This is a genomic window from Rhodococcus aerolatus (genome assembly GCF_054783215.1).
Genome location: NZ_BAAGQZ010000001.1, coordinates 70,288 through 90,864 on the forward strand (window position 1 = coordinate 70,288; position 20,577 = coordinate 90,864).

General features: G+C 75.6%; 20 protein-coding genes. 8 read left to right on the plus strand and 12 right to left on the minus strand.

All coding sequences use genetic code 11. The features are described 5' to 3' along the window. Positions 1 to 2 precede the first annotated feature (2 nt). The 3 genes from paaC to paaA form a co-directional block, all read right to left on the minus strand. Positions 3 to 944 carry a 1,2-phenylacetyl-CoA epoxidase subunit PaaC gene (gene paaC, locus ACYVOF_RS00405; protein ID WP_460863242.1) on the minus strand — a complete coding sequence of 314 codons (942 nt, stop codon included), beginning with the start codon at positions 942 to 944 and terminating at the stop codon, positions 3 to 5. Positions 945 to 954: 10 nt separating this feature from the next. After that, the gene (gene paaB, locus ACYVOF_RS00410) at positions 955 to 1,251 is read right to left on the minus strand and encodes a 1,2-phenylacetyl-CoA epoxidase subunit PaaB (RefSeq protein WP_460863481.1); all 297 of its coding nucleotides are present in this window, start codon (positions 1,249 to 1,251) and stop codon (positions 955 to 957) included. A gap of 92 nt (positions 1,252 to 1,343) precedes the next feature. Beyond that, a complete protein-coding gene (gene paaA, locus ACYVOF_RS00415) occupies positions 1,344 to 2,303 on the minus strand; it encodes a 1,2-phenylacetyl-CoA epoxidase subunit PaaA (RefSeq protein WP_460863245.1) in 960 nt (319 codons plus the stop codon). A gap of 167 nt (positions 2,304 to 2,470) precedes the next feature. Between paaA and ACYVOF_RS00420 the strand changes: the two genes are divergently transcribed. Further along, a complete protein-coding gene (locus ACYVOF_RS00420) occupies positions 2,471 to 3,136 on the plus strand; it encodes a maleylpyruvate isomerase N-terminal domain-containing protein (protein ID WP_460863246.1) in 666 nt (221 codons plus the stop codon). A gap of 36 nt (positions 3,137 to 3,172) precedes the next feature. Here the strand turns inward: ACYVOF_RS00420 and ACYVOF_RS00425 are convergent, their stop codons facing one another. Next, a complete protein-coding gene (locus ACYVOF_RS00425) occupies positions 3,173 to 4,393 on the minus strand; it encodes an MFS transporter (RefSeq protein WP_460863248.1) in 1,221 nt (406 codons plus the stop codon). Between the two features lie 228 nt (positions 4,394 to 4,621). Here ACYVOF_RS00425 and ACYVOF_RS00430 point away from each other — a divergent pair, with 228 nt between their 5' ends. Next, positions 4,622 to 5,620, plus strand: coding sequence for a diguanylate cyclase domain-containing protein (locus tag ACYVOF_RS00430; protein WP_460863251.1), 999 nt, complete (start codon positions 4,622 to 4,624; stop codon positions 5,618 to 5,620). A 368-nt stretch (positions 5,621 to 5,988) separates the two neighbouring features. Next, positions 5,989 to 6,774, plus strand: coding sequence for an ANTAR domain-containing response regulator (locus ACYVOF_RS00435; protein WP_460863253.1), 786 nt, complete (start codon positions 5,989 to 5,991; stop codon positions 6,772 to 6,774). 80 nt (positions 6,775 to 6,854) lie between these two features. Here ACYVOF_RS00435 and ACYVOF_RS00440 read toward each other — a convergent pair whose 3' ends face one another. The 6 genes from ACYVOF_RS00440 to ACYVOF_RS00465 all read right to left on the minus strand — a co-directional run bounded on the left by ACYVOF_RS00440 (position 6,855) and on the right by ACYVOF_RS00465 (position 11,387). Beyond that, complete coding sequence (locus ACYVOF_RS00440) at positions 6,855 to 8,042, minus strand: MFS transporter (RefSeq protein WP_460863254.1); 1,188 nt, start codon at positions 8,040 to 8,042, stop codon at positions 6,855 to 6,857. 34 nt (positions 8,043 to 8,076) lie between these two features. Then, on the minus strand, positions 8,077 to 8,805 hold the full coding sequence (locus tag ACYVOF_RS00445) for a ZIP family metal transporter (RefSeq protein ID WP_460863256.1): 729 nt from the start codon (positions 8,803 to 8,805) through the stop codon (positions 8,077 to 8,079). A gap of 125 nt (positions 8,806 to 8,930) precedes the next feature. Next, positions 8,931 to 9,554 carry a phosphatase PAP2 family protein gene (locus ACYVOF_RS00450; RefSeq protein ID WP_460863258.1) on the minus strand — a complete coding sequence of 208 codons (624 nt, stop codon included), beginning with the start codon at positions 9,552 to 9,554 and terminating at the stop codon, positions 8,931 to 8,933. Between the two features lie 76 nt (positions 9,555 to 9,630). Further along, on the minus strand, positions 9,631 to 10,284 hold the full coding sequence (locus ACYVOF_RS00455; protein ID WP_460863260.1) for a DedA family protein: 654 nt from the start codon (positions 10,282 to 10,284) through the stop codon (positions 9,631 to 9,633). A 161-nt stretch (positions 10,285 to 10,445) separates the two neighbouring features. Further along, on the minus strand, positions 10,446 to 11,018 hold the full coding sequence (locus ACYVOF_RS00460) for an AAA family ATPase (RefSeq protein ID WP_460863262.1): 573 nt from the start codon (positions 11,016 to 11,018) through the stop codon (positions 10,446 to 10,448). A 6-nt stretch (positions 11,019 to 11,024) separates the two neighbouring features. Continuing rightward, positions 11,025 to 11,387, minus strand: a complete 363-nt coding sequence (locus ACYVOF_RS00465) for a TA system antitoxin ParD family protein (RefSeq protein WP_460863264.1) — start codon at positions 11,385 to 11,387, stop codon at positions 11,025 to 11,027. A gap of 80 nt (positions 11,388 to 11,467) precedes the next feature. On the opposite strand from ACYVOF_RS00465, the gene ACYVOF_RS00470 reads away from it, so the two are divergent. The 5 genes from ACYVOF_RS00470 to ACYVOF_RS00490 all read left to right on the plus strand — a co-directional run bounded on the left by ACYVOF_RS00470 (position 11,468) and on the right by ACYVOF_RS00490 (position 17,450). Beyond that, a complete protein-coding gene (locus ACYVOF_RS00470; RefSeq protein ID WP_460863267.1) occupies positions 11,468 to 12,559 on the plus strand; it encodes an SPL family radical SAM protein in 1,092 nt (363 codons plus the stop codon). A 10-nt stretch (positions 12,560 to 12,569) separates the two neighbouring features. Next, on the plus strand, positions 12,570 to 13,301 hold the full coding sequence (locus ACYVOF_RS00475; protein WP_460863269.1) for an SGNH/GDSL hydrolase family protein: 732 nt from the start codon (positions 12,570 to 12,572) through the stop codon (positions 13,299 to 13,301). Between the two features lie 81 nt (positions 13,302 to 13,382). Further along, positions 13,383 to 15,911, plus strand: a complete 2,529-nt coding sequence (locus ACYVOF_RS00480) for a sensor domain-containing protein (RefSeq protein WP_460863271.1) — start codon at positions 13,383 to 13,385, stop codon at positions 15,909 to 15,911. Positions 15,912 to 16,011: 100 nt separating this feature from the next. Beyond that, the gene (locus tag ACYVOF_RS00485) at positions 16,012 to 16,359 is read left to right on the plus strand and encodes a Rieske (2Fe-2S) protein (RefSeq protein ID WP_460863272.1); all 348 of its coding nucleotides are present in this window, start codon (positions 16,012 to 16,014) and stop codon (positions 16,357 to 16,359) included. After that, complete coding sequence (locus tag ACYVOF_RS00490) at positions 16,356 to 17,450, plus strand: NAD-dependent epimerase/dehydratase family protein (protein ID WP_460863274.1); 1,095 nt, start codon at positions 16,356 to 16,358, stop codon at positions 17,448 to 17,450. Before ACYVOF_RS00485 ends, ACYVOF_RS00490 begins: the two co-directional genes overlap by 4 nt. 35 nt (positions 17,451 to 17,485) lie before the next feature. On the opposite strand, the gene pntB is transcribed toward ACYVOF_RS00490, so the two are convergent. Further along, the gene (gene pntB / locus ACYVOF_RS00495) at positions 17,486 to 18,922 is read right to left on the minus strand and encodes a Re/Si-specific NAD(P)(+) transhydrogenase subunit beta (RefSeq protein WP_460863276.1); all 1,437 of its coding nucleotides are present in this window, start codon (positions 18,920 to 18,922) and stop codon (positions 17,486 to 17,488) included. A gap of 29 nt (positions 18,923 to 18,951) precedes the next feature. Next, positions 18,952 to 20,484 (minus strand): Re/Si-specific NAD(P)(+) transhydrogenase subunit alpha, encoded by a 1,533-nt coding sequence (locus tag ACYVOF_RS00500; RefSeq protein ID WP_460863277.1) that lies wholly within the window; start codon positions 20,482 to 20,484, stop codon positions 18,952 to 18,954. Between the last annotated feature and the right edge of the window lie 93 nt (positions 20,485 to 20,577).

Consider the following 20,577-nt stretch of genomic DNA (forward strand, 5'->3'; position numbering starts at 1 on the left):
GGTCACCACCGGCCCTCCGGGTGCGCCCGGGCCACCACCTGCATCTCGGCGAGCAGCCGGCCCATGTCCTCGGTGTGGCGGCCGTGGCGACCGGTGCCGCCGCTGACCGCGCCGGTGCGGGGCACGGTGGGCCGGTCGACCCCGCTGACGGAGAACACCTGCTCCAGCAGCACGGCGACCTCGTCGGCGAGCACCGACGGGTCCACCCCGAACCCCTGCGCCGCGGCGGCCCGCTCGACGTCGCAGGCCTCGAACAGCTCGTCGTGCAGCGGCCACACCAGGTCGAGGCCGGCCAGCAGGCGCCGGCGGGACTCCGCGGTGCCGCGGGCCAGGGTGAGGAACCACCGGCCGGCGTAGTCGCGGTGGTAGCGCAGCTCCTTGACGCCCTTCGCGGCGATCGCGGCGAGCACCGGGTCGCGGCTGGTGGTGAGGCGCTGCAGCAGGGCGAGCCGGTGGGTCGAGAAGACCAGCAGCCGTGCGGTGCTCACGGCGAAGTCCTCGTTGGGGGGCTCGACGAGGCGGACGTTGCGGAACGCCTGCTCGTCGCGGAAGAACGCCAGGGCGTCCTCCGCGGGCACGGGCGAGCCGGCGGGCAGCACCGGCACCACGGCGGCGTCGGCGGCGGCCGCGCGGGCCAGCAGCAGGCGGGCCTGCCCGAGCAGGTCGAGCGCGACGTTGGCCAGCGCGATGTCCTCCTCGAGGTCGGGCGCGTTGCTCGCCCACCCGGAGAGCCGGTGGGCGTAGACGAGCGCGTCGTCACCGAGCATCAGGCAGTACTGGGCCAGCGTCGCCGCGTCGACCCCGTCGGGGATCGTGGTGTCGACGCCGGCCAGCGGGTCCTCGAAGTCGGTGCCGAACGCCCACTGCGCGTCCGAGGACCCCGCGTCGTCACCGGTGAGGCCGTCGTAGACCGAGCCGTGGTCCTTGGTTCCGTCGTGGCTCACGGGACCCTCCTCACATGTGGGGGACGTCGTCGGGGATCGAGTAGAAGGTGGGGTGGCGGTAGACCTTGTCCCCCGCCGGGGCGAAGAGCGGGTCCTTCTCGTCCGGGCTCGACGCCGCGACCGCGTCGGAGCGCACCGCCCAGATGCTGACGCCCTCGTTGCGGCGGGTGTAGACGTCCCGGGCGTGGCGCAGGGCCATCGCGTCGTCCGCCGCGTGCAGCGAGCCGACGTGGACGTGGTTCAGGCCCCGCTTGCCGCGCACGAAGATCTCGTAGAGCGGCCACTCCCCCGACGGCTCCTCCCCCAGGCCGGTGGGCACGCCGTCGAGCGGGACCGCACCGTGCCCACCGTCGGCGCTGAAGTCCTGGCCGGCGCCGTCGGCGGAGCCGTCCTTCCGCGTCACGACGCGTCCTGCTGCCGGCGGGCGAACGCCGTGGCGGCGTCGCGGACCCAGGCGCCGTCCTCGTGCGCGCGGCGGCGGTGCGCGAGCCGCTGCGCGTTGCACGGGCCCGAGCCCCGGACCACGGCCGCGAACTCGTCCCAGTCGGGCTGGCCGAAGTCGTGGTGACCGCGCTCGGCGTTCCAGCGCAGGTCCGGGTCGGGGAACGTCACGCCGAGGGCCTCCGCCTGCGGGACGGACATGTCCACGAACTTCTGGCGCAGCTCGTCGTTGGTGTCGCGCTTGATGCCCCAGGCCATCGACTGCGCGGTGTTGGGCGAGTCGCCGTCGGGCGGGCCGAACATCATCAGCGCGGGCCACCAGAACCGGTCCACCGACTCCTGCACCATGGCCCGCTGGGCGTCGGTGCCGCGCATCATCGTCGCAAGCAGCTCGTAACCCTGGCGCTGGTGGAAGGACTCCTCCTTGCACACCCGCACCATGGCCCGGCCGTAGGGCCCGTAGGAGGTGCGGCACAGCGGCACCTGGTTGGCGATGGCCGCGCCGTCGACGAGCCAGCCGATGGTGCCGACGTCGGCGTAGGACAGGGTGGGGTAGTTGAAGATCGACGAGTACTTCTGCTTGCCGGCGATCAGCTTCTCGGTCAGCTCCTGGCGGGAGACGCCGAGGGTCTCGCAGGCCGAGTACAGGTAGAGCCCGTGCCCGGCCTCGTCCTGCACCTTGGCCAGCAGGATCGCCTTGCGGCGCAGCGACGGCGCCCGGCTGATCCAGTTGCCCTCCGGCTGCATCCCGATGATCTCGGAATGGGCGTGCTGGGCGATCTGGCGGACCAGCGTGGAGCGGTACCCCTCCGGCATCCAGTCCCGCGGCTCGATGCGGTCGTGGCGCGCGATCGTGGCGTCGAACCCGGCCTGCAGGTCGGCCTCGGGCACGGCGGGGGCGTCGGGGGTCGTGGTCACGGTTCCTCCAGGGGGGTCCGGTCGTGCCCGCTCTCGCACCCGCGTCGTGCTGACGAATACAGAACGTTCGGTCAGGAATACTGTGGCACGCCGCGCCGCCCGACGCAACGGGCATGCGGCAGCGGGGTCGGCTCGCACCGCCGAGCGGCCCACGCCAGGATGGGCGCATGGACGCGACGACGGAGTGGGCAGAAGCACAGGCACGGGTCATCGAGCTGACCGGGGGCCTCTCGGAGCAGGCGCTCGCGGTGCGGGTCCCCGCGTGCCCGGACTGGACGGCGCAGGACCTGCTCGCCCACATGATCGGGGTCGACGCGGACATCCTGGCCGGCACGGGTGACGACGGGGACCTCGACGCCTGGACCCAGGCGCAGGTCGACGCCCGCCGCGGCCGGGACCGCGACGCGCTGCACGCCGAGTGGCGCACGATGACCGAGCCCGTCCAGGAGTGGATGCGGGAGAACAACACCCGCCCGCTCGGGGACGTCATCATCCACGAGCAGGACCTGCGCGGCGCCCTCGACGTGGCCGGCGCGCGCGACACCGCCGGGCTCGCCGCGCTGCGCGACCGCATGGCCGACGGCTTCGACCAGGCCGTGTCCGACGCCGGTCTCGCGCCGGTGCACCTGGTCAGCGAGACCTGGACCCACGAGACCCACGACGGCGAGCCCGGCCTGGTGCTCACCGCCTCCGAGTTCGACCTGACCCGGGCGCTGATGACGCGCCGCTCGGCGGCCCAGCTGCGCTCCTGGGTGACCTCGGGGGACGTCGAGCCGTACCTGGCCAGCTTCGGCGCCCTGGGCGACCTGCCCACCGAGGACCTCCAGCACTGACGCCGTGACCCACGGGGCGCTCCCCCGGCACGCGGGCTACGCCGGGTGCCGGGGAGGGCGGGCGAGGACGAGCACGGCCACGATGCCGACGGCGGCGAGAGCCACGTAGCCGGACGCGATCTGCACCAGGTCGAACGTCGTCGTGAGCCGTCCCGCGACCAGGCTGGGCACCGCGGCGCTGCTGTAGTTCAGCAGGAACACCGTCGACAGCAGCCCGGCGCGGTCGGCGGCCGAGGTCCGGGCGAGCAGGGTCCGCATCCCGCCCGTCTGGGCCGCGCCCGTGGCCACGCCGGCCGCGAGGCTGACGAGCAGGAACGGGACCACCGCACCCGCCCGCAGCGTCAGCAGGATCCCGCCCAGGCACACCGCGTAGGCGAGCACGGCGACGCGCATGGTCAGGTCGGGTCGCACCCGCGCGGTCAGCGGACCACCGAGGACGGCCAGCAGCGAGAACGAGGCGAACACCGCCCCCGCGGTCAACGACGCGTCGGACCCGAGCTGCTGCTGCGCGATCGCGGGGCCGAACGCCTGGAAGAAGCCGCCCAGCGACCAGACCGAGAGGATCAACCCGGCCATGGCCAGCAGCGGCCGGCCGGCCCCGGCCGGGACGAGGACGCGGGGCCGCAGCGAGGCCAGCGCCGGGCGCACGCTGCCGCGCCGGGTGCCCCTGCGCGGGACCGTCTCCGGCCCGAGGGCGACGAGCCCGGCCACGACGACCAGCAGCACGGCCACCACGGAGTAGGTGAGCTGACGGGGATCGGGTGCGTCGTCGACCAGGGCGCCGGAGAGCAGCGCCCCCAGCGGGATGCCGAGCAGCGGCGCGGCGGTGGTGACCACCGCGGGCAGCCAGGCCCGGCGCTCGGGGGCGCAGTCGACGACGTAGGCCCCCAGCGCGCTGGAGGCCATCCCGATGGCCAGGCCCTGCAGCAGCCGCCCGCCCAGCAGCGGCTCCAGGCCGTCCACCCCGAGCAGGACCACCAGGCCGAGCGCGGAGACGAGCAGCGCCACGACGCCGACGGGCCTGCGCCCCAGGTGGTCCGACAGCCGGCCCAGCACCAGCAGCGACACCGCCGCCGCCGACAGGTACGCGGCCGTGGCGACCGACAGGTCGGCGTTGGTCAGCCCGTCCCCGCCCCGGTAGGTGTTGTACAGCGGGATGGGCGTCCCGGCGGACACGAACACCAGCAGCAGCGCGGTCGACGCGACGGCGAACCAGGCCCCCCGGGGCAGCCGGGCCCGGACCTCGGCGGCGGGCACGGTCGCGGGACTCCTCGGGGTGGACGGTCCTGGCACGAGTGGTCAGGCGGCCACCCCAGGAGGACGCGTCACCCTCCCACAGCGACGGCGGGACCCGCCTCGCGCCGGGCCGTGGCGGCCCCTCCGGCGTCGGTGCTCCGCCAGCACCGCGCCGGTGCGACGGCTAGCGTCGTCGGTGCTGCCCCTGCCCCTGGTCGCGTCCCGACGCCCGCGCCCCAGGAGCACCCCATGTCGATCGACCCCGACGCACCCCGGCCGACGGCGAGCGGCGCGCCCCGGATCACCCGGGTGGTCCCGACCGTGCGGCGCACCGCGACCCGCCTGCTCGACCGGGTGCGGACGCACCGGGCGGGGACGCTGCCGACACCGGGGGCGAAGGACTACACGGCGGCCTTCGCCGACGCCCCCGTCGGCATGGCGCTCACCGACCTCGACGGCGTGCTCCTCGCCGTGAACCCCGCCCTGTCCCGGCTGCTGGGGGTGGCCCCGGCCGACCTCGCGGGCTCCACGCTCTTCGACGTCACCCACCCCGACGACTTGTGCGCCGCGTCCGCGGCGTGCTCGCTGCTGCGCGAGGGCCCCGCCACGTCGGCGGTGGTCCCGGTGCGGCTGCGCGGCGCGGGGGCGGCGTGGGTGCCCGTCCGGGTGTCCACCGCCACGATCCGCGCGACCGCCGGGCACGCGGCCCACCTGGTGATGCACGTGGAGGACGAGACGGCGCACCACGCCCTGGCCGAGCAGCTGCGCCTGGCGTCGTTGCACGACCCCCTCACCCGCCTGCCGAACCGCACGCTCTTCCTCGAGCGGCTCGCCCACGGGGCCACCCGGCACCGGCGCACGGGATCGCCGCTGTCCGTGCTGTTCTGCGACGTCGACGACTTCGCCGCGGTCAACAACCGCCACGGCCACCACGCCGGCGACGCGGTGCTCGTCGCCGTCGCCGACCGGCTGCGCGAGACGGTGCGGCCCGGGGACACCGTCGCCCGCCTCGGCGGGGACGAGTTGGCGGTCATCGCCGAGGGCGCCGACGCGGCCCGCGCCCGCATCATCGCCCAGCGGGTCGCCGCCGTGCTGGCCACGCCGGTGAGCCTCGACGACCGCGCGATCGAGGTGACCGTCTCCATCGGCAGCGCGACGTCCGACGGCCCCGTGCCCGACCCCGCCGACCTGCTGCGGGAGGCGGACGGCGCGATGTACCGCGCGAAGCTGGGGCGTCCTCCCGGCTGACCCGGTCCCGGCACCGGGAGCGCGGCACACGCACCTGTGGGCAACCTCGTTGCGCACACCACGACCGGTGTGGTCTGCTCTCCCGGCACGACCAGGGTGGGCCGACCGGCCCGCCCCGCTGTGGACCCGGCCTGGACCGCGCCGCGTCGCCCCCCACGCAGCAGCTCCCGGCGCTCGAGCGCCGACGGGTCCACCTCCGACCGGAACTCTCGCCCCCGAGCCGGCTGCCCGCGCCCCCGCAGCCCCGGACCCACCTCGTCACCCTCACCGGGCGACGGGGTGTGAACCCACCCGGTGAGCTGCCCCCCTCGTCGCGCTCACCGGGTGGTGGGGGTTGCCCGCTGATCTGACACCCATTCGGAGACAGCATGATCCGGACCGAGCAGCTCGACCCACCCGCGCGGGCCGACGGGGCCGCCGCGGGGTGCGCCCTGCTGCCCGTGGCCTACGCCCGGGTGGCGCGGGCCGACCCGGTCGGTCTCGGGCACGCGGTGGCGACGTTGAACCACTCGGTGTCGACGCCGGACCGCCACGAGGCCCTGCTCGCCGGTGCCGCGGACGTCGCCCGCCGGTGGCTGCCCGACCCCGTCGGAGTGGTGCTCACCTCGGAGACGCACCCGCTCGCGGTCGTGGTCGGCGACCCCCGGCTGCTGCACACCCACCGCCTGCTGCACGGCCGCGGCACCGCAGCGCGGCGGCCCGCCGGGCCGCCGGACGTCGTCGCCGCGGACCCGCTGGAGCTGGGTACGGCCGCGGCGACCGTCGGGGTCCGCTCCTGCCTGGCGGCCCCGCTCGTCCGCGGCGCCGTCCGGTGGGGGTCGATCACCCTGTACAGCCGCGTGGACCTCGGGCCCTGCCCCCTCGTGGGTGACCGGCTCGTGGTGCTCGGCGACCTGGTGGGCCGGGGCCTGGCCGAGCACGCCGAGCTGACGGCGACGCGGTCGACCGTCGAGCAGCTGCGCCGGGCGATGGACCACCGCGGGGTCATCGAGCAGGCCAAGGGCATCCTCATGGCCGTGCACCGCATCGACGCCGGGTCGGCCTTCGCCCTGCTCAGCGCGCGCTCGCAGGACGCCAACGTCAAGGTCCGCGACCTCGCCGCCGCGTTCGTCGCCGACCACACCACACCAGGACCCACCGCGCCGCGCACCTAGGGCACCCCGCCGGCGACCGGCCGCCTACCGGCCGGGGTCGAGCTCGTGCTCACCGCGGCGACGGACGTCGCGGTGCGGGGTCAGACCCGGTCTGCCACCGGCGCGAGCGGGGAGGTCGAGCGGACCCGGACCGTGAGCAGCGCGGCCACCGCCACGCCGACCAGGATGGCGAGCATCGCGACGTAGCCGACCGCACCGCTGGCCAGCGCCATGACCGCCGGCAGCAGGAAGCCGACGTAGGCGAGGGCGTAGTACCACCCCGTGACGCGGGCCAGGGCGGCCGGCGCCACCGCGCGGCGGAGCTCGAGCAGGCCGGCCAGCAGCGCCAGCCCGTAGCCGGCGCCAAGCACGGTGGCCGCCCCCAGCGCCACCCACGGGGAGACGAGCACGGCGGCGAGCACGGCCGCCACCAGACCACCGCACACCACCGCCAGGGCCACCAGCGCCGCGCGGGCGTCGTGCGGCCGGTCGAGCCGGTGGGCCACCCGCTGCACCAGCACCCCCGCCCCCAGCGCGCACACCGTCAGCAGCGTCGAGTACGCCAGGCCGAGCGAGCCGAGGCGGTCACCCACCAGCTGCGGCAGCACCGCGTAGGCCACCCCCAGCGAGCCGAACACCCACGGCGCCAGCGGGACCACGACCCACGCGACGCGTCGCAGCCCACCGGGCAGGAACACCGTCGCCGACGCCTCCCGCACCGTGCCGCGCCCCCGGGTCTCGCGCCCGCGCAGGACGAGCAGCAGGACCGGCGCGCACAGCACGGCGTGCACCAGGTAGGGCAGCACCTCCGGGTCCGGACCCCACTGCGCCAGCACCCCGGCCACCCCCGGGCCCAGACCGAGCCCGACCGTGAGCCAGGCCGCACCGCGGCGCACCCCGAGGTCGCCGGGCGTGCGGAGGTCGAGGTCGGTGAGCTCGCGGACCCACGTCGTCCCCACGGCCATCGCCGAGGCCACCCCCACCCCCGTGACGAGGCGGCCGGCCACCAGCCAGCCCAGGCCCAGCGGGCCCGCGGCCAGGCACAGGCTCGACACCAGCGAGGCGAGCACGCCGAGCAGCACCACGGGCCGGCGCCCCACCCGCTCGGCCAGGCCGCCCAGGACGAGCAGCGCGGGGGCCAGCCCGATCACGTAGGCGCCGAGCAGGCCGTCGACGACCACCGGGGAGTACCCGGCCTCGCGGTACAGGCCGAGCAGCGGGGTGAACTGGTTGCCGCCCCAGCCGCACACGAGGACCGCGGCTGCGGCGGGGAGCCACCGCGGGGTCACCTCGACGTCACGCGAGGGGCCACCGCGCCCACGCTCACGGCAGGAAGCTGATGACGACGTAGATGCCCGCCGTGCCCAGCACGGTCATGAGGATCGTCAGCCGGCTCGGGTGGTTGGCGTGGGCCTCGGGCAGGATGTCGCTGGCCCCGATGTAGAGCAGGAACCCGGCGAAGACGCCGAGGTAGAGGAGCAGGTCCTCCTCGGGCACGGTGAACAGCAGGGTCAGCGCCGCGCCGATCAGCGGCGCGGCCGCGTCCAGGGCCAGCAGGGCCAGCGCCCGGCCGCGCTCGTTGCCGTGGGCGAGCATGAGCGCGACGGTGTTGAGCCCGTCGGCGAAGTCGTGGGCGATGACGGCGATCGCCACCGCCAGGCCGACCGTCGGGTTGACCTGGAACGCCAGGCCGATGCCGATCCCGTCGGTTAGGCTGTGGGCGGACAGCGCGAGCGCGGAGGCCAGCCCCACCGTCGGGTGGTGGTGCGCGCCGTACTCGGCCTCGTGCGAGTGGTGCAGCAGCAGCGACTTCTCCAGCACGTGGAACCCGAGGAAGCCGGCCGCGAGCCCGATCATGGGGGTGCGGAACGCGGTGTCCGTCCGCGCCGACAGCTCGGCGATCTCGGGCAGCAGGTCGAAGGCCACCACCCCGACGATGACTCCGGCGCTGAACCCCAGCACCAGGTGCAGGCGGTCGCGGCTGCGCAGCGCGACCAGACCGCCGAGCACCGTGGACAGCACGGTCCCCAACGCGACCAGGACGACCACCACGGCACCTCTCGCTCAGGGGTCGGGTGCCCCGTCCGCGGGGACGCGGGGGCACGTCCGGGTCCGACGCCGGACGAGAGTAGCCGCCGCCCGCCGCGACCCCGCCCGGGCGCTGCTGCCTCCCCGGGTCAGGTCGGGCTGCCGACCGGCTCCCGCTCGGCGTCGGCCAGCAGCAGCGGCCGCAGCCGCGGGTGCGCCGCGGCCCGCTCGAGGAGGCCGACCACGGCACCGAGCAGCAGCAGCCAGCCCAGGCCGGAGACGAGCCCGCCCAGCACGAGCCCGGCCAGCACGTCACCCGGGTAGTGCACGCCGACGTAGACCCGGGTGGCGGCCATGACGACGGCGAGCACGGCCGCCACGACGCCGAGGCGGCGCGAGACCAGCCACAGCCCCACCGCCGCGGCACCGGCCATCGTGGCGTGGTCCGACGGGAAGGACGGGTCGGTCGAGCGCGAGACCAGCGTCAGCACCCCGGGGTCGGCGGCGAACGGGCGGGCGTGGTCGACCAGGGCCGCGACCGGCTGGTTGACCGCCACGGCGAGCAGCACGCCGGCCCCGGCCCACAGCGCCCGGGCCAGGGCCGGCACCCCCGCCCGGCGGCCGAGGACTACCCCGGCGACGAGGAGGGCGGCGAACACCAGCACGCCGTACGTGGCGAACAGCGCGGCGGGGCCGTGCAGCCACCCGGTGTCGCGGCTGAGCCGGTTGACGGTGTCGAACCACTGCTGGTCGAGCGCGGTGATGCCGGTCACGGGGGTCCTCCCGGGTCGGGGGTGGTCGGGCGGGCGGGTGGGGGACGGGTCGTGCCGCAGGCGGGTGGGGGACGGGTCATGCCGCGGGCGGGTCCTGCACGGCCCGCCGGGACCGGGAGCGGCGCAGCTCGAGAGCCACGGGCACCAGCGAGACGACGACGACGGCCGCGACGATGGGCAGCAGGTACTGGTCCACGTTCGGGATCCGGCTGCCGAGCAGGTAGCCGGCGAGGGTGACGCCGAGCGACCACACCAGCCCGCCGACGACCTGCCACACGGTGAAGGTGCGGGCCGGTACGCCGAGGGCACCGACGAGGGGGTTCATCACCGTGCGGACCAGCGGGATGAACCGGGCGAGCACGATCGCCCTGCCGGTCCCGTACTGCTCCAACGCCTCCTCGGCGCGGGTCGCGGCCTGCTGCAGGCGCGGGCGGCCCGGGCGTCGCAGCAGGGCGGGCCCGCTCCTGGCCCCGAGGACGAAGCCCACCTGGGCACCCAGCACCGCGCCCGCGGCCCCGGCGGCGAGCACCGCCGGCAGCGAGAGGTGCACCGTCGAGGTCGCCGTCGTGGTGCACAGCAGGCCCGCGGTGAACAGCAGCGAGTCACCGGGCAGGAAGAACCCCACCAGCAGGCCCGTCTCGGCGAAGAGCACCAGGAACACCCCCAGCGCACCGAGGCTCGAGAGCAGGCTCTGCGGGTCGAGCGGGTTCAGGGCGAGGGTCGTGAGCACGGCGGGGCCTCCGGGGCGGGTCGGTCGTCGGGACCCGGACGGTGACGAGCCCCGAGCTGGTCCCGACTGTCGCAGCCGACCGCTGAGAGCCCGCTGAGCGACCGGTCTCCCGCGCCTGCTCTGCTGAGAGTCCTCTCAACGGGCCCGTCGTCGGCCCGGGCTCAGTGGCGGAGCTCGGGCGGGGTCCACCGCGGCCACGCCGGCTCGCCCACGACCCGGCCGCGCTCGTAGGTGGCCACCACCCGGAACGGGGTGGCGGCGCGGCTGTTGTCGTAGAACGTCGTCCGGGACGCCACCGCCCGCGCCCGCGCGACGAGGGGCCACACCCGGGCGTAGCGCTCGCGGACCTTGTGCTCCGGGACGTCGTGCCCGCCGCGGGCGACCCGGGCCGCGACCCGGGCCACCGGCAGCGACTCCGGGACCAGGACGACGTGGAGGTGGACGACGTAGCCGAGCGCGGTGGCCCGGGCGACGAGGTCGAGCTTGCTGGGGTGGCTGAACACGGTCTCGGTGATGAAGGACGCACGCTCGGCCAGGATGAGGTCGCGGGCCTCGGCCGCGGACCGTGAGGCCTCGTAGGCGTGCGCCGCCTGCGCCTCGGGCCACCGCTGCGCCGCGATGACGTCGGCGTTGACGAACGGCAGGTGCGTCACCGGCTCGAGCACCGCCGCGACGAAGGTCGACTTGCCGGACCCGTTCGGGCCGGCGAGCAGGTGCAGGACCGGGCTCGGCACGCCTCCCTACTGCTGGTCGGTCGTGCCGCCGTGCGTCACGAGCGCCCCGTCCTCGTCGGCCTCCGCCCACGCGAGACCGTCCGCGGCCAGGGTCGCGGTGAGGTCGAGGCCCGCGAGCCGCTCGGCCACGCGCTCGTCCCACGCGCCGCGGACCACGGCCTGCTCGCGCTCCCCGAGCGCGTCGTACGCCCGGTCCCCGGCGAGCACGGCCTCGACGTCACGGTGGCTGACACCCGTGGACGCCTCGAGCTCACGACCGATCCGCGCCCAGTGCGCGAGCTGCTGCGCGGCGCTGCGGCTGTGGACCGCACCGCTGGACTTGGCGGCGGCGAACAGGTCGCCGTCGACCCGCGTGGGCATGGTGGTCATGGGTGACACTGTAGCGCTCTGCTACACCGCGGGGCGAGGCCCGCCGGGCGGTGGGCGGCCACCGGGGGGACGCTGGACGGGTGCCCCGCTCCCCCACCCGACCACGCCGACCGTGGCTGCCCGCGCACGTGCGCATCACCCGCTCCGCGGCCGAGCTGCCCCACACCGCCGAGGTGGTGCGCCGCTGCGAGGCGGCCGGGGTCACCGACATCGTGGTGGAGCGCGGGGACCGGCTGACGGGGATGCGCGGGGACTCCGAGCGCGAGACCTACGCGCGGGCCAAGAAGACCCTGGCCGTGGTGGTCGCACCGCCGAGCCTGCTGCGCCCGCAGCCGATCCCGCCCAGCGCGGACTGGCGCATCGACCTGGCCCGCGGCTGCCCGGCGCACTGCCAGTACTGCTACCTGGCCGGGTCGCTCACCGGGCCGCCCGTCACGCGGGTGCACGCCAACCTCGACGCGGTGCTCGCCGAGATCCCCGCCCACGCCGGGCAGGGCCACGTCACCAGCGGCACCGCCGAGCGCGGGCACGAGGGCACCACCTTCGAGCTGTCCTGCTACACCGACCCGCTCGGCATCGAGCACGTCACCGGGTCGCTGTCCGAGGCGATCGCCCGCGCCGGCCGCGGCGAGCTCGGTGACGACGTCTCGCTGCGGTTCACCACCAAGTTCGACGACGTGGCCCCGCTGCTCGAGCTGCCCCACGGTCGCCGCACCCGGGTGCGGGTGTCGGTGAACGCGGCAGGTGTGGCGGGCCGGTTCGAGGGCGGGACGGCGTCCGTGCCCGCCCGACTGGCCGCGCTGCGCTCCCTCGGGATGGCCGGCTACCGCCTCGGGCTCACCATCGCCCCGGTCATGCCGGTGCCCGGGTGGCGCGAGGGGTACGGCGCGCTGCTCGACCTCGCCCGCACCGAGCTCGCCGACGTGCCCGACCTCGACCTCACCGCCGAGCTCATCACCCACCGCTTCACCCCGGGCAGCAAGGAGGTGCTGCTCGAGTGGTACCCGGGCACCAAGCTCGAGATGGACGAGGACGCCCGCAGCGAGAAGCGCTCCAAGTTCGGCGGGGTCAAGTTCGTCTACCGGCGCGAGGAGATGGCCGAGCTCAAGTCGTGGTTCACCACCGAGCTCGGCGCCCGGCTGCCGCAGGCGCGGATCCTCTACTGGACCTAGTCTCCGCCCGGTGTCCCCCGCCTTCGACTACGACAACCGGACGGGGCGTCCTCCCGGCCGGGTCGTGCGGGCCATGGGCGCCGTGCTGCCCGGCGTGGGCCGGGTGTGGGACCAGGTCGAGCCGTACGCGCGGGCGTGGCGGGCGCACAACCTGGCGGCGCTCGCCGGGCCCGGCCGCCGCTGGGTCGTGCTCGGGGACTCCCTGTCCCAGGGCATCGGGGCCTCGACGTACCAGCACGGGTGGGTCGGGCAGCTCAGCCACCGGCTCGCCGCGGACGGGCACCAGCTGCAGGTGGTCAACCTCTCGGCGACCGGCGCCTGCGTCTCCGACGTGCTCGACCAGCAGCTGCCCGCGCTCGAGCAGGTCGGGCTGCGCGACGACGAAGTGGTCACGGTGATGGTGGGCTCGAACGACCTGTTCGGCGGCTCCGTCCGCCGGCAGGCGCTCGGCGCGGCGTTCACCGACCTCGTGGCGCGGGTGCCGCACGGCACCCTCGTGACCACCCTGCCCCAGCCGACCCGCGCCGCCGGCCGGGCCAACGCCCCGGTGGAGGCCGCCGCCGCGGCGGGCCGGGTCGTCATGGTCGACCTGCGGGTCACCGGCCCGACGTCGTGGCGCGGACGGCTGGCCGGGGACTTCTTCCACCCCAACGACGCGGGGTACGCGGCGATCGCCGACGGGGTCGAGCCGGCGCTGCGCGCGGCGCTGGCCGGGACGCCGCGCGGTCACCGGAACGGCTGACAGGACCCGTCGCGCGCCGTTACGGTTGGCCCTGCCCACGTCATCCACCGTGGTGGCGCCTCCCAGACCCCGAGGTGTGCCGTGCCGGGCGCGTCCCCGCTGTACCCGCCCCTCGGCGAGCTGGTCGAGGCGGCCGGGCTGTCCGGTGCCCCGCCGGGCTCCGGCTTCGCGGTGCAGTCGCCGACCGCGAAGATCGTCGCCGCGTCGGTCGAGTCGCAGGAGATCCTCGGCGTCACCCTGGACCAGCTGCAGGGGCGGCAGTCGCAGGACCCGCGGTGGTCCAGCGTGGACGCGCAGGGCCGGCGGGTGCCCGGGTCGCAGCACCCCTCGGTGCGGGCGGTGCGGAGCGGCGTCGCGGTGCAGGCGCTGCTCGGGGTGTACCGGCCGGGCAGCGACGACCCCGGCCGGCACGTCTGGCTCGACGTCACCGCCGTCCCCCTGGTACGCGAGGGCGAGACCACGCCCTGGGCCGCGGTGTCCGCCTTCACACCCGTCACCGGCGAGCGGCTGGCGGTCCTGGCACTGCAGGACTCCGAGCGGCTGCACCGGCTCGTCGCGGAGAACAGCTCGGACATGGTGGCGTGGCAGCTGCTCGACTCCACCTTCCTGTGGGCCTCCCCCAGCTACCTCGACGGCCTGGGCCACCACCCCGACGACCTGGTGGGCACCCGGAGCGACGACCTCGTGCACCCCGACGACGTGTCGGTGGCCGACCACGTCCGACGCGTGCTCGAGCAGGGCGGCGAGCTCACCGCGGTCCGCAAGCGGATGCGGCACCGCGACGGCGGCTACCGGTGGATCGAGACCACGGCGCACGTCGTGACCGGCGGGGACGACGAGCCCCAGGTGGTCACCTCGCGCCGCGACGTGACCACCCGGGTCGAGGCCGAGGCCGAGCGCGACGCGGCCGTGCGGCTGTTCGAGGTGGCGATGGAGACCGCGACGATCGGGGTCGCGCTGCGCCGGCTCGACGGCACCCTGACCCGGGTCAACACGGCGCTGTGCACGTTCCTCGGGCGGCCCACCGAGGAGCTGGTGGGCCACGCCCTGGCCGAGTTCGCCAGCGACCCCGCCGCCGTGTCCTCGTCGCCCGGTGTGCTCGCGGTGGCGGCCGGGGAGCTGGCCAGCCACGAGTCCGAGCACACGTTCCTGCGGCCCGACGGCAGCGTGGTCTGGGGCCTGCGCACGATCGTCCGGCTGCCCGCCGTCGGCGGGGTGCGCCACCTGCTGGTCCAGCTGCAGGACATCACCGCGCGCAAGGCGGCCGCGGCGGAGCTCGCCCGCGCCGCCGTCACCGACGCGCTCACCGGGCTGGCCAACCGGGTGGTGCTGGTCGAGCGGATCTCCCGGTCGCTGGAGCGGGCGGGGCGGGGCGGCAGCGAGGTGGGGGTGCTGTTCGTCGACCTCGACCACTTCCGCATCGTCAACGAGACCCTCGGCCACGACGTCGGAGACGACCTGCTGCAGCAGGTCGCCCGGCGCCTGTCCGGCGTGGTGCGGAGCACCGACACCCTGGGACGCCTCGGCGGGGACGAGTTCGTCGTGGTGCGGGAGGACGTGGAGCACGTCGTGCAGCTCGACGAGCTCGGGGACCGCATCTGCGCCGTGCTCGCCGAGCCCTTCCAGGCCGGTGGGCACGACGTCGCGATCTCGGCAAGCGTCGGGACCGTCACCGGCAGCAGCGGGACCGCGCGCGACCTGCTCGCCCGGGCGGACGAGGCGGTGTTCGGCGCGAAGCGCAGCGGGCGCGGTCGGGTGAACGCCCACGCCGAGGCCACGGAGGTGGCCGCCGTCGAGCGCCTCATCCTCGAGGGGGAGGTCGCCGACGCGGTCCGCCGCGACGAGCTGGTGCTGCACTACCAGCCCATCGTGGCGCTCGGGCACAGCGCGTCCCCGGTGCGCGTGGTGGCCCGGGAGGCGCTGCTGCGCTGGCAGCACCCGGAGCGGGGTCTGCTGGCGCCCGCCGAGTTCCTGCCCGTCACCGAGCGCGGCCCGCTGACCGTGCCCGTCGGCGAGTGGGTGCTGCGGCACGCCTGCCGGGACGCGGCGGGCTGGGACGACGACGCGGTGGTGCACGTCAACGTCTCCCCCCGCCACCTCGCCTCGAGCGGGTTCGTCGAGCACGTCGGCGCCGTGCTCGCCGAGACCGGGCTGCCTGCCGCACGGCTGTGCCTGGAGATCACCGAGACGCTCGTCCTGACCGCCACCCGCTCGACCCTCGCGGCGGTGGACCGGGTGACCGAGCTGGGGGTCGCGCTGGCCCTGGACGACTTCGGCACCGGCCAGTCGAGCATCACCGCGCTGCACCGGCTGCCCATCGACGCCGTCAAGGTCGACCGCAGCTTCGTCGCCGACCTCGAGAACCCCACCGCCGCCGGACTGGTCGACGGGCTGGTCCAGCTCTCGTCGGCGATGGGGCTGGACTGCGTGGCCGAGGGTGTCGAGACCCCGGAGCAGGCGGTGTGGCTGGCCGACCACGGGTGCACCACGGTGCAGGGGTTCCTGTTCGGTCGCCCGGCACCCCTCACCGGGCCCGGGGGGCCCACCGCCGCGCCCTCCGACGAGCTCGCGGACCGGGCGCAGGCCGACGCGCCGGGCCCCGACTCCTGACGGTGGGGACGTCCGCCGCGGCGACCGTCGCACCGCTCCACCCGGCACGGGCCGGGCACGGACCCCATCCTGGGTGATCACCCGAGCCGCAGGAGGCCCCGTGCCCGACCCGTCGACCACCGCACCGAGCGACCCGCCACCCACCCGGGTGGGGCGCTGGGCGGTGGGCACCAGCGGCGGCGAGGACTTCGCCGTCTCGCGCCGCTGCCGCCACCAGCTCGCCGACCTCAGCCGGGGCACGGTCGACGCCGACGGCTGCCTGGTCTGCCCCTGGCACCAGAGCCGCTACGACGTGCGCAGCGGGCGAATGGTCTCCGGCCCGCGGGGCCTGTTCGGCTACCACGGCCCCACCCCCGGCTACACCCGGGTCGTCCTCGCCGTGGGCCGGGTGCTGCGCCTGGCCGTCGGTCGGGTCGAGCGTCGCGAGGGCCGGGTGAGCGTGCGGTGAGCAGCCCCACCACCCCGCTGCGCCGCGTCCTCGTCACCGGCGCGTCCGGCAACGTCGGCACCGCCGTGCTCCGCCGCCTGACCGCCGCACCCCAGCCGCCCGAGGTGCTCGGCGTGGTCCGCCGGCCCCCGCCCGCGGTGCCGCCCTACGACACCGCCACCTTCCACGCGCTCGACCTGGCCGAGCCGGACGCCGCGGAGCGCCTCGTGCCGCTGCTGGCCGGGGTCGACGCCGTGGTGCACCTCGCGTGGGGGTTCCAGCCCACCCGGGACGAGGCGTACCTGGAGCGCACCGGGGTCGGCGGCACCCGGGCGGTGCTCGCGGCCGTGCGCGAGGCCGGCGTCCCCCACCTCGTGCACATGTCCTCGGTCGGGGCCTACTCCCCCGCGACGGACCGCACCCCCGTCACCGAGGACTTCCCCCACGGCGGCATGCCGACCTCGCAGTACAGCCGCCACAAGGCCGCGGCGGAGGCGCTGCTCGACGACGCGGAGGGCACCGACGGGGCACCGGTGATCACCCGGCTGCGCCCCGGCGTGGTGCTGCAGGGTGACGCGGCCAGCGGCCTGGTCCGCTACTTCCTGCCCGGCTACCTGCCCACCGCGGTGCTGCGGCTGCTGCCGGTGCTGCCGGCCGACCGGGCGCTGCTGGTGCCGGTAGTCCACTCCACCGACGTGGCCGACGCGGTGGTCCGCGCGCTGGGCGACCCGGTGGGCGGGGCGTTCAACCTCGCCGCCGACCCGCCGCTCACCCGGGACGACTTCGCCACCGCCCTCGGGGCACGCGGGGTGCACCTGCCCGCGCCCGTGCTCAGCCGGCTCGTGGGCCTGAGCTGGCGGGCCCGGCTGCAGGCGCTCGAGCCCGGCTGGGTGGACCTGGCGTTCTCGGTGCCCCAGCTCGACACCACCCGTGCCCGCGAGGTGCTGGGGTGGTCACCCGCGGTCGCACCGCTCGACGCGCTGCGCGAGGTGGTCGACGCGGCCGTGGCGGGCCGCAGCACCCCGAGCCCGCCGCTGCGGCCCCGCACCGGGGTCGACCTGCTGCGCCGGGCGCTGCGCTCGGGCCCGATCGGGAACCGCCGCCGGACCTGATCGCGGGCCGCCGCCGGGGCGGCCGCCGCTCGCGCTCAGCCCACCCGGGCGGCGGCCTGCGCCCGCAGGATGTCCTCGACCCGGTCCTTGGCGTCGCCGAAGATCATCGCCGTGTTGTCCCGGAAGAACAGCGGGTTCTGCACCCCGGCGTAGCCCGAGGCCATGGACCGCTTGAACACCACCACCTGCTTGGCGTCCCACACCGTCAGCACCGGCATCCCCGCGATGGGGCTGCCCGGGTCCTCCGCCGCGGCGGGGTTGACGGTGTCGTTGGCGCCGATGACGAGGACGACGTCGGTGTCGGCGAAGTCGTCGTTGATCTCGTCGAGCTCGAGGACGATGTCGTAGGGCACCTTGGCCTCGGCCAGCAGCACGTTCATGTGCCCGGGCAGCCGGCCGGCGACGGGGTGGATGCCGAACTTCACGTCGGTGCCGCGCTCGCGCAGCAGGCGCGTCAGGCCGGCCACGCCGTGCTGGGCCTGGGCCACGGCCATGCCGTAGCCGGGGGCGATGATGACGCGCTCGGCGTCGAGCAGCAGGTCGGCCACGCCCTCGGCGGTGATCTCGTGGTGCTCGCCGTAGTCGGTGTCGTCCCCGCTGGACGCCACGATGCCGAAGCCGCCGGAGATGACCGACAGGAACGACCGGTTCATGGCCTTGCACATGATGTAGCTGAGGTAGGCACCCGACGAGCCGACCAGCGCCCCGGTGATGATGAGCAGGTTGTTCTCCAGCAGGAAGCCCGACGCCGCCGCGGCCCAGCCGGAGTAGCTGTTCAGCATCGACACCACCACGGGCATGTCGCCGCCGCCGATGGAGGCGACGAGGTGCCAGCCCAGCGCGAGCGCGACGAGGGTGACGGCGACGAGCAGCCACAGCGCGGGCGAGACGACGAACCACGCCGTCAGCACGACGAACGCGACCAGCGCACCGAGGTTCAGCGCGTTCTTGCCCGGCAGCACCAGCGGGCTGGAGCTGATCCGCCCCGACAGCTTGCCGAAGGCGACCACCGAGCCGGTGAAGGTGACGGCACCGATGAACACGCCGATGAACACCTCGCCGTGGTGGATGCCCAGGGTGCCCACGGCGTCCAGCGCGGCCGCCTCGGCCCCGTCCGGGTGGGCCTCGACCTCGAGGTAGCCGTTCCAGCCGACGAGCACGGCGGCGAGGCCGACGAAGGAGTGCAGCAGCGCGATGAGCTCGGGCATGCCGGTCATCTCCACCGACCGGGCGCGGGCGATGCCGATGGCCGCCCCGATCGCGGTGGCCAGCAGCAGCAGCCCCAGCCCCAGGCCGGACAGGCCGCGGTCGAGCGCGAGGACGACGGTGGCCACGAGCGCCACGGCCATGCCGATCATGCCGAAGCCGTTGCCGAGCGTGGCGCTCTCGTGCTTGGACAGCCCCGCCAGGGCGAGGATGAACAGCAGCGCGGCGACGATGTAGGCCGCGGACGCGGCGGTCTGGACGGACATTCGAGGGTTCCTTCTCTCCTGCGCCGGGCTCAGCTGCGGCTGAACATGGCGAGCATCCGGCGGGTGACGGCGAAGCCGCCGAAGACGTTGATGCTGGCCAGCAGCACCGCGAAGAACGACACGACCGTGACGACGGTGCTGCCGCGGCCGATCTGCAGCAGCGCCCCCACCACGACGATCCCGGAGATGGCGTTGGTGACGCTCATCAGCGGCGTGTGCAGGGCGTGGTGCACCTTGCCGATGACGTAGTAGCCGACCACGATCGCCAGCGCGAACACCGTGAGCGGGCCGAGCAGGGCGGGCGGGGCGGCCGCCACGAGCAGCCCCAGCACCACCGCGGCCGCGGTGACCACGCCCAGCCGCCGCGCGAGGGAGGCGGGGGCCTTCGGCTCCGCCTGCACCGGGGCCTTCGCCGGCGCGGCGGCGACGGGGGCGGCGGAGACCTCCACCGGCGGGGGCGGCCACATCAGCTCGCCGTCGCGGACCACGGTGATCGAGCGCTGCACCACGTCGTCGTGGTCGAGCACGAGCTCGCCGTCGCCGTTCGGCGTCATCAGCTTGACCAGGTTGACCAGGTTGGTGCCGTAGAGCTGCGAGGCCTGGGCCGGCAGCCGGCCGGCGAGGTCGGTGTAGCCGATGATCGTGACGCCGTTGGCGGTGACGACGGCCTCGTCCTTGACGGTGCCCTCGACGTTGCCGCCGTTGGCCGCGGCCATGTCGACGATGACCGACCCCGGCTTCATCGACGCCACCATCTCCGCGGTGAGCAGCCGGGGCGCGGGGCGGCCGGGGATGAGCGCGGTGGTGATGACGACGTCCATGCCGGGCACGGTCTCGGCGTACAGCGCGGCGGCGCGGGCCTCGTAGTCCGCGCCCATCTCCCTGGCGTACCCGGTGCCCGGCCCCTCGTCGGGTGCGTCGGGCACCGGCACCGCCAGGTACTCCCCGCCCAGGGACTTCACCTGGTCGGCCACCTCGGGGCGCGGGTCGGTGGCGTGGACGACGGCGCCCATGCCGCCGACGGCGCCGATCGCGGCCAGCCCGGCCACCCCGGCCCCGCACACCAGCACCCGCGCCGGCGGCACCTTGCCCGCGGCGGTGACCTGCCCGGTGAAGAAGCGGCCGAAGACGTGCGCGGCCTCGACGACCGCTCGGTAGCCGGCGATGTTGGCCATCGAGGACAGCACGTCCATCGACTGCGCCCGGGAGATGCGGGGCACCGCGTCCATGGCCAGGGCGGTGACCGGGCGGCGGGCCAGGTCGGCGACGAGGTCGGGGTCGAGGCGCGGGTTGAGCACGCCGACGACGGTGGCGCCGGGGCGCAGCCGGTCGAGCTGGTCGGCCGAGGGCGCGTTGACCCCCAGCACGACGTCGGCCCGGGTGGCGTCCCCCGTGGTGGCACCGGCCTCGGCGTAGGCGGTGTCGGTGAACGTCGACGCCTCCCCCGCCCCGGGGTCGACCACGACGTCGTAGCCCAGCTTCTGCAGCTGGACCACGGTGGCGGGCGTGGCCGCGACCCGGGTCTCCCCCGGACGGGCCTCCTTGAGGACTCCGATCAGCACGTGCGCGACTCCTTCGTCGTGGACCTCGGCGCGCGCGGCTCCGCCGGGAGCGGCCGTGGGTGCCGTGATGGTGGCAGACGACCCCGGCACGAG

What these genes read in the sequence shown, in the direction of transcription:
- ACYVOF_RS00420 (WP_460863246.1), top strand. Translation starts at nt 2,471, where the DNA reads ATGGACGCGACGACGGAGTGGGCAGAAGCACAGGCACGGGTCATCGAG.
- ACYVOF_RS00430 (WP_460863251.1), top strand. Translation starts at nt 4,622, where the DNA reads ATGTCGATCGACCCCGACGCACCCCGGCCGACGGCGAGCGGCGCGCCC.
- ACYVOF_RS00435 (WP_460863253.1), top strand. Translation starts at nt 5,989, where the DNA reads ATGATCCGGACCGAGCAGCTCGACCCACCCGCGCGGGCCGACGGGGCC.
- ACYVOF_RS00465 (WP_460863264.1), bottom strand. Translation starts at nt 11,387, where the DNA reads ATGACCACCATGCCCACGCGGGTCGACGGCGACCTGTTCGCCGCCGCC.
- pntB (WP_460863276.1), bottom strand. Translation starts at nt 18,922, where the DNA reads ATGTCCGTCCAGACCGCCGCGTCCGCGGCCTACATCGTCGCCGCGCTG.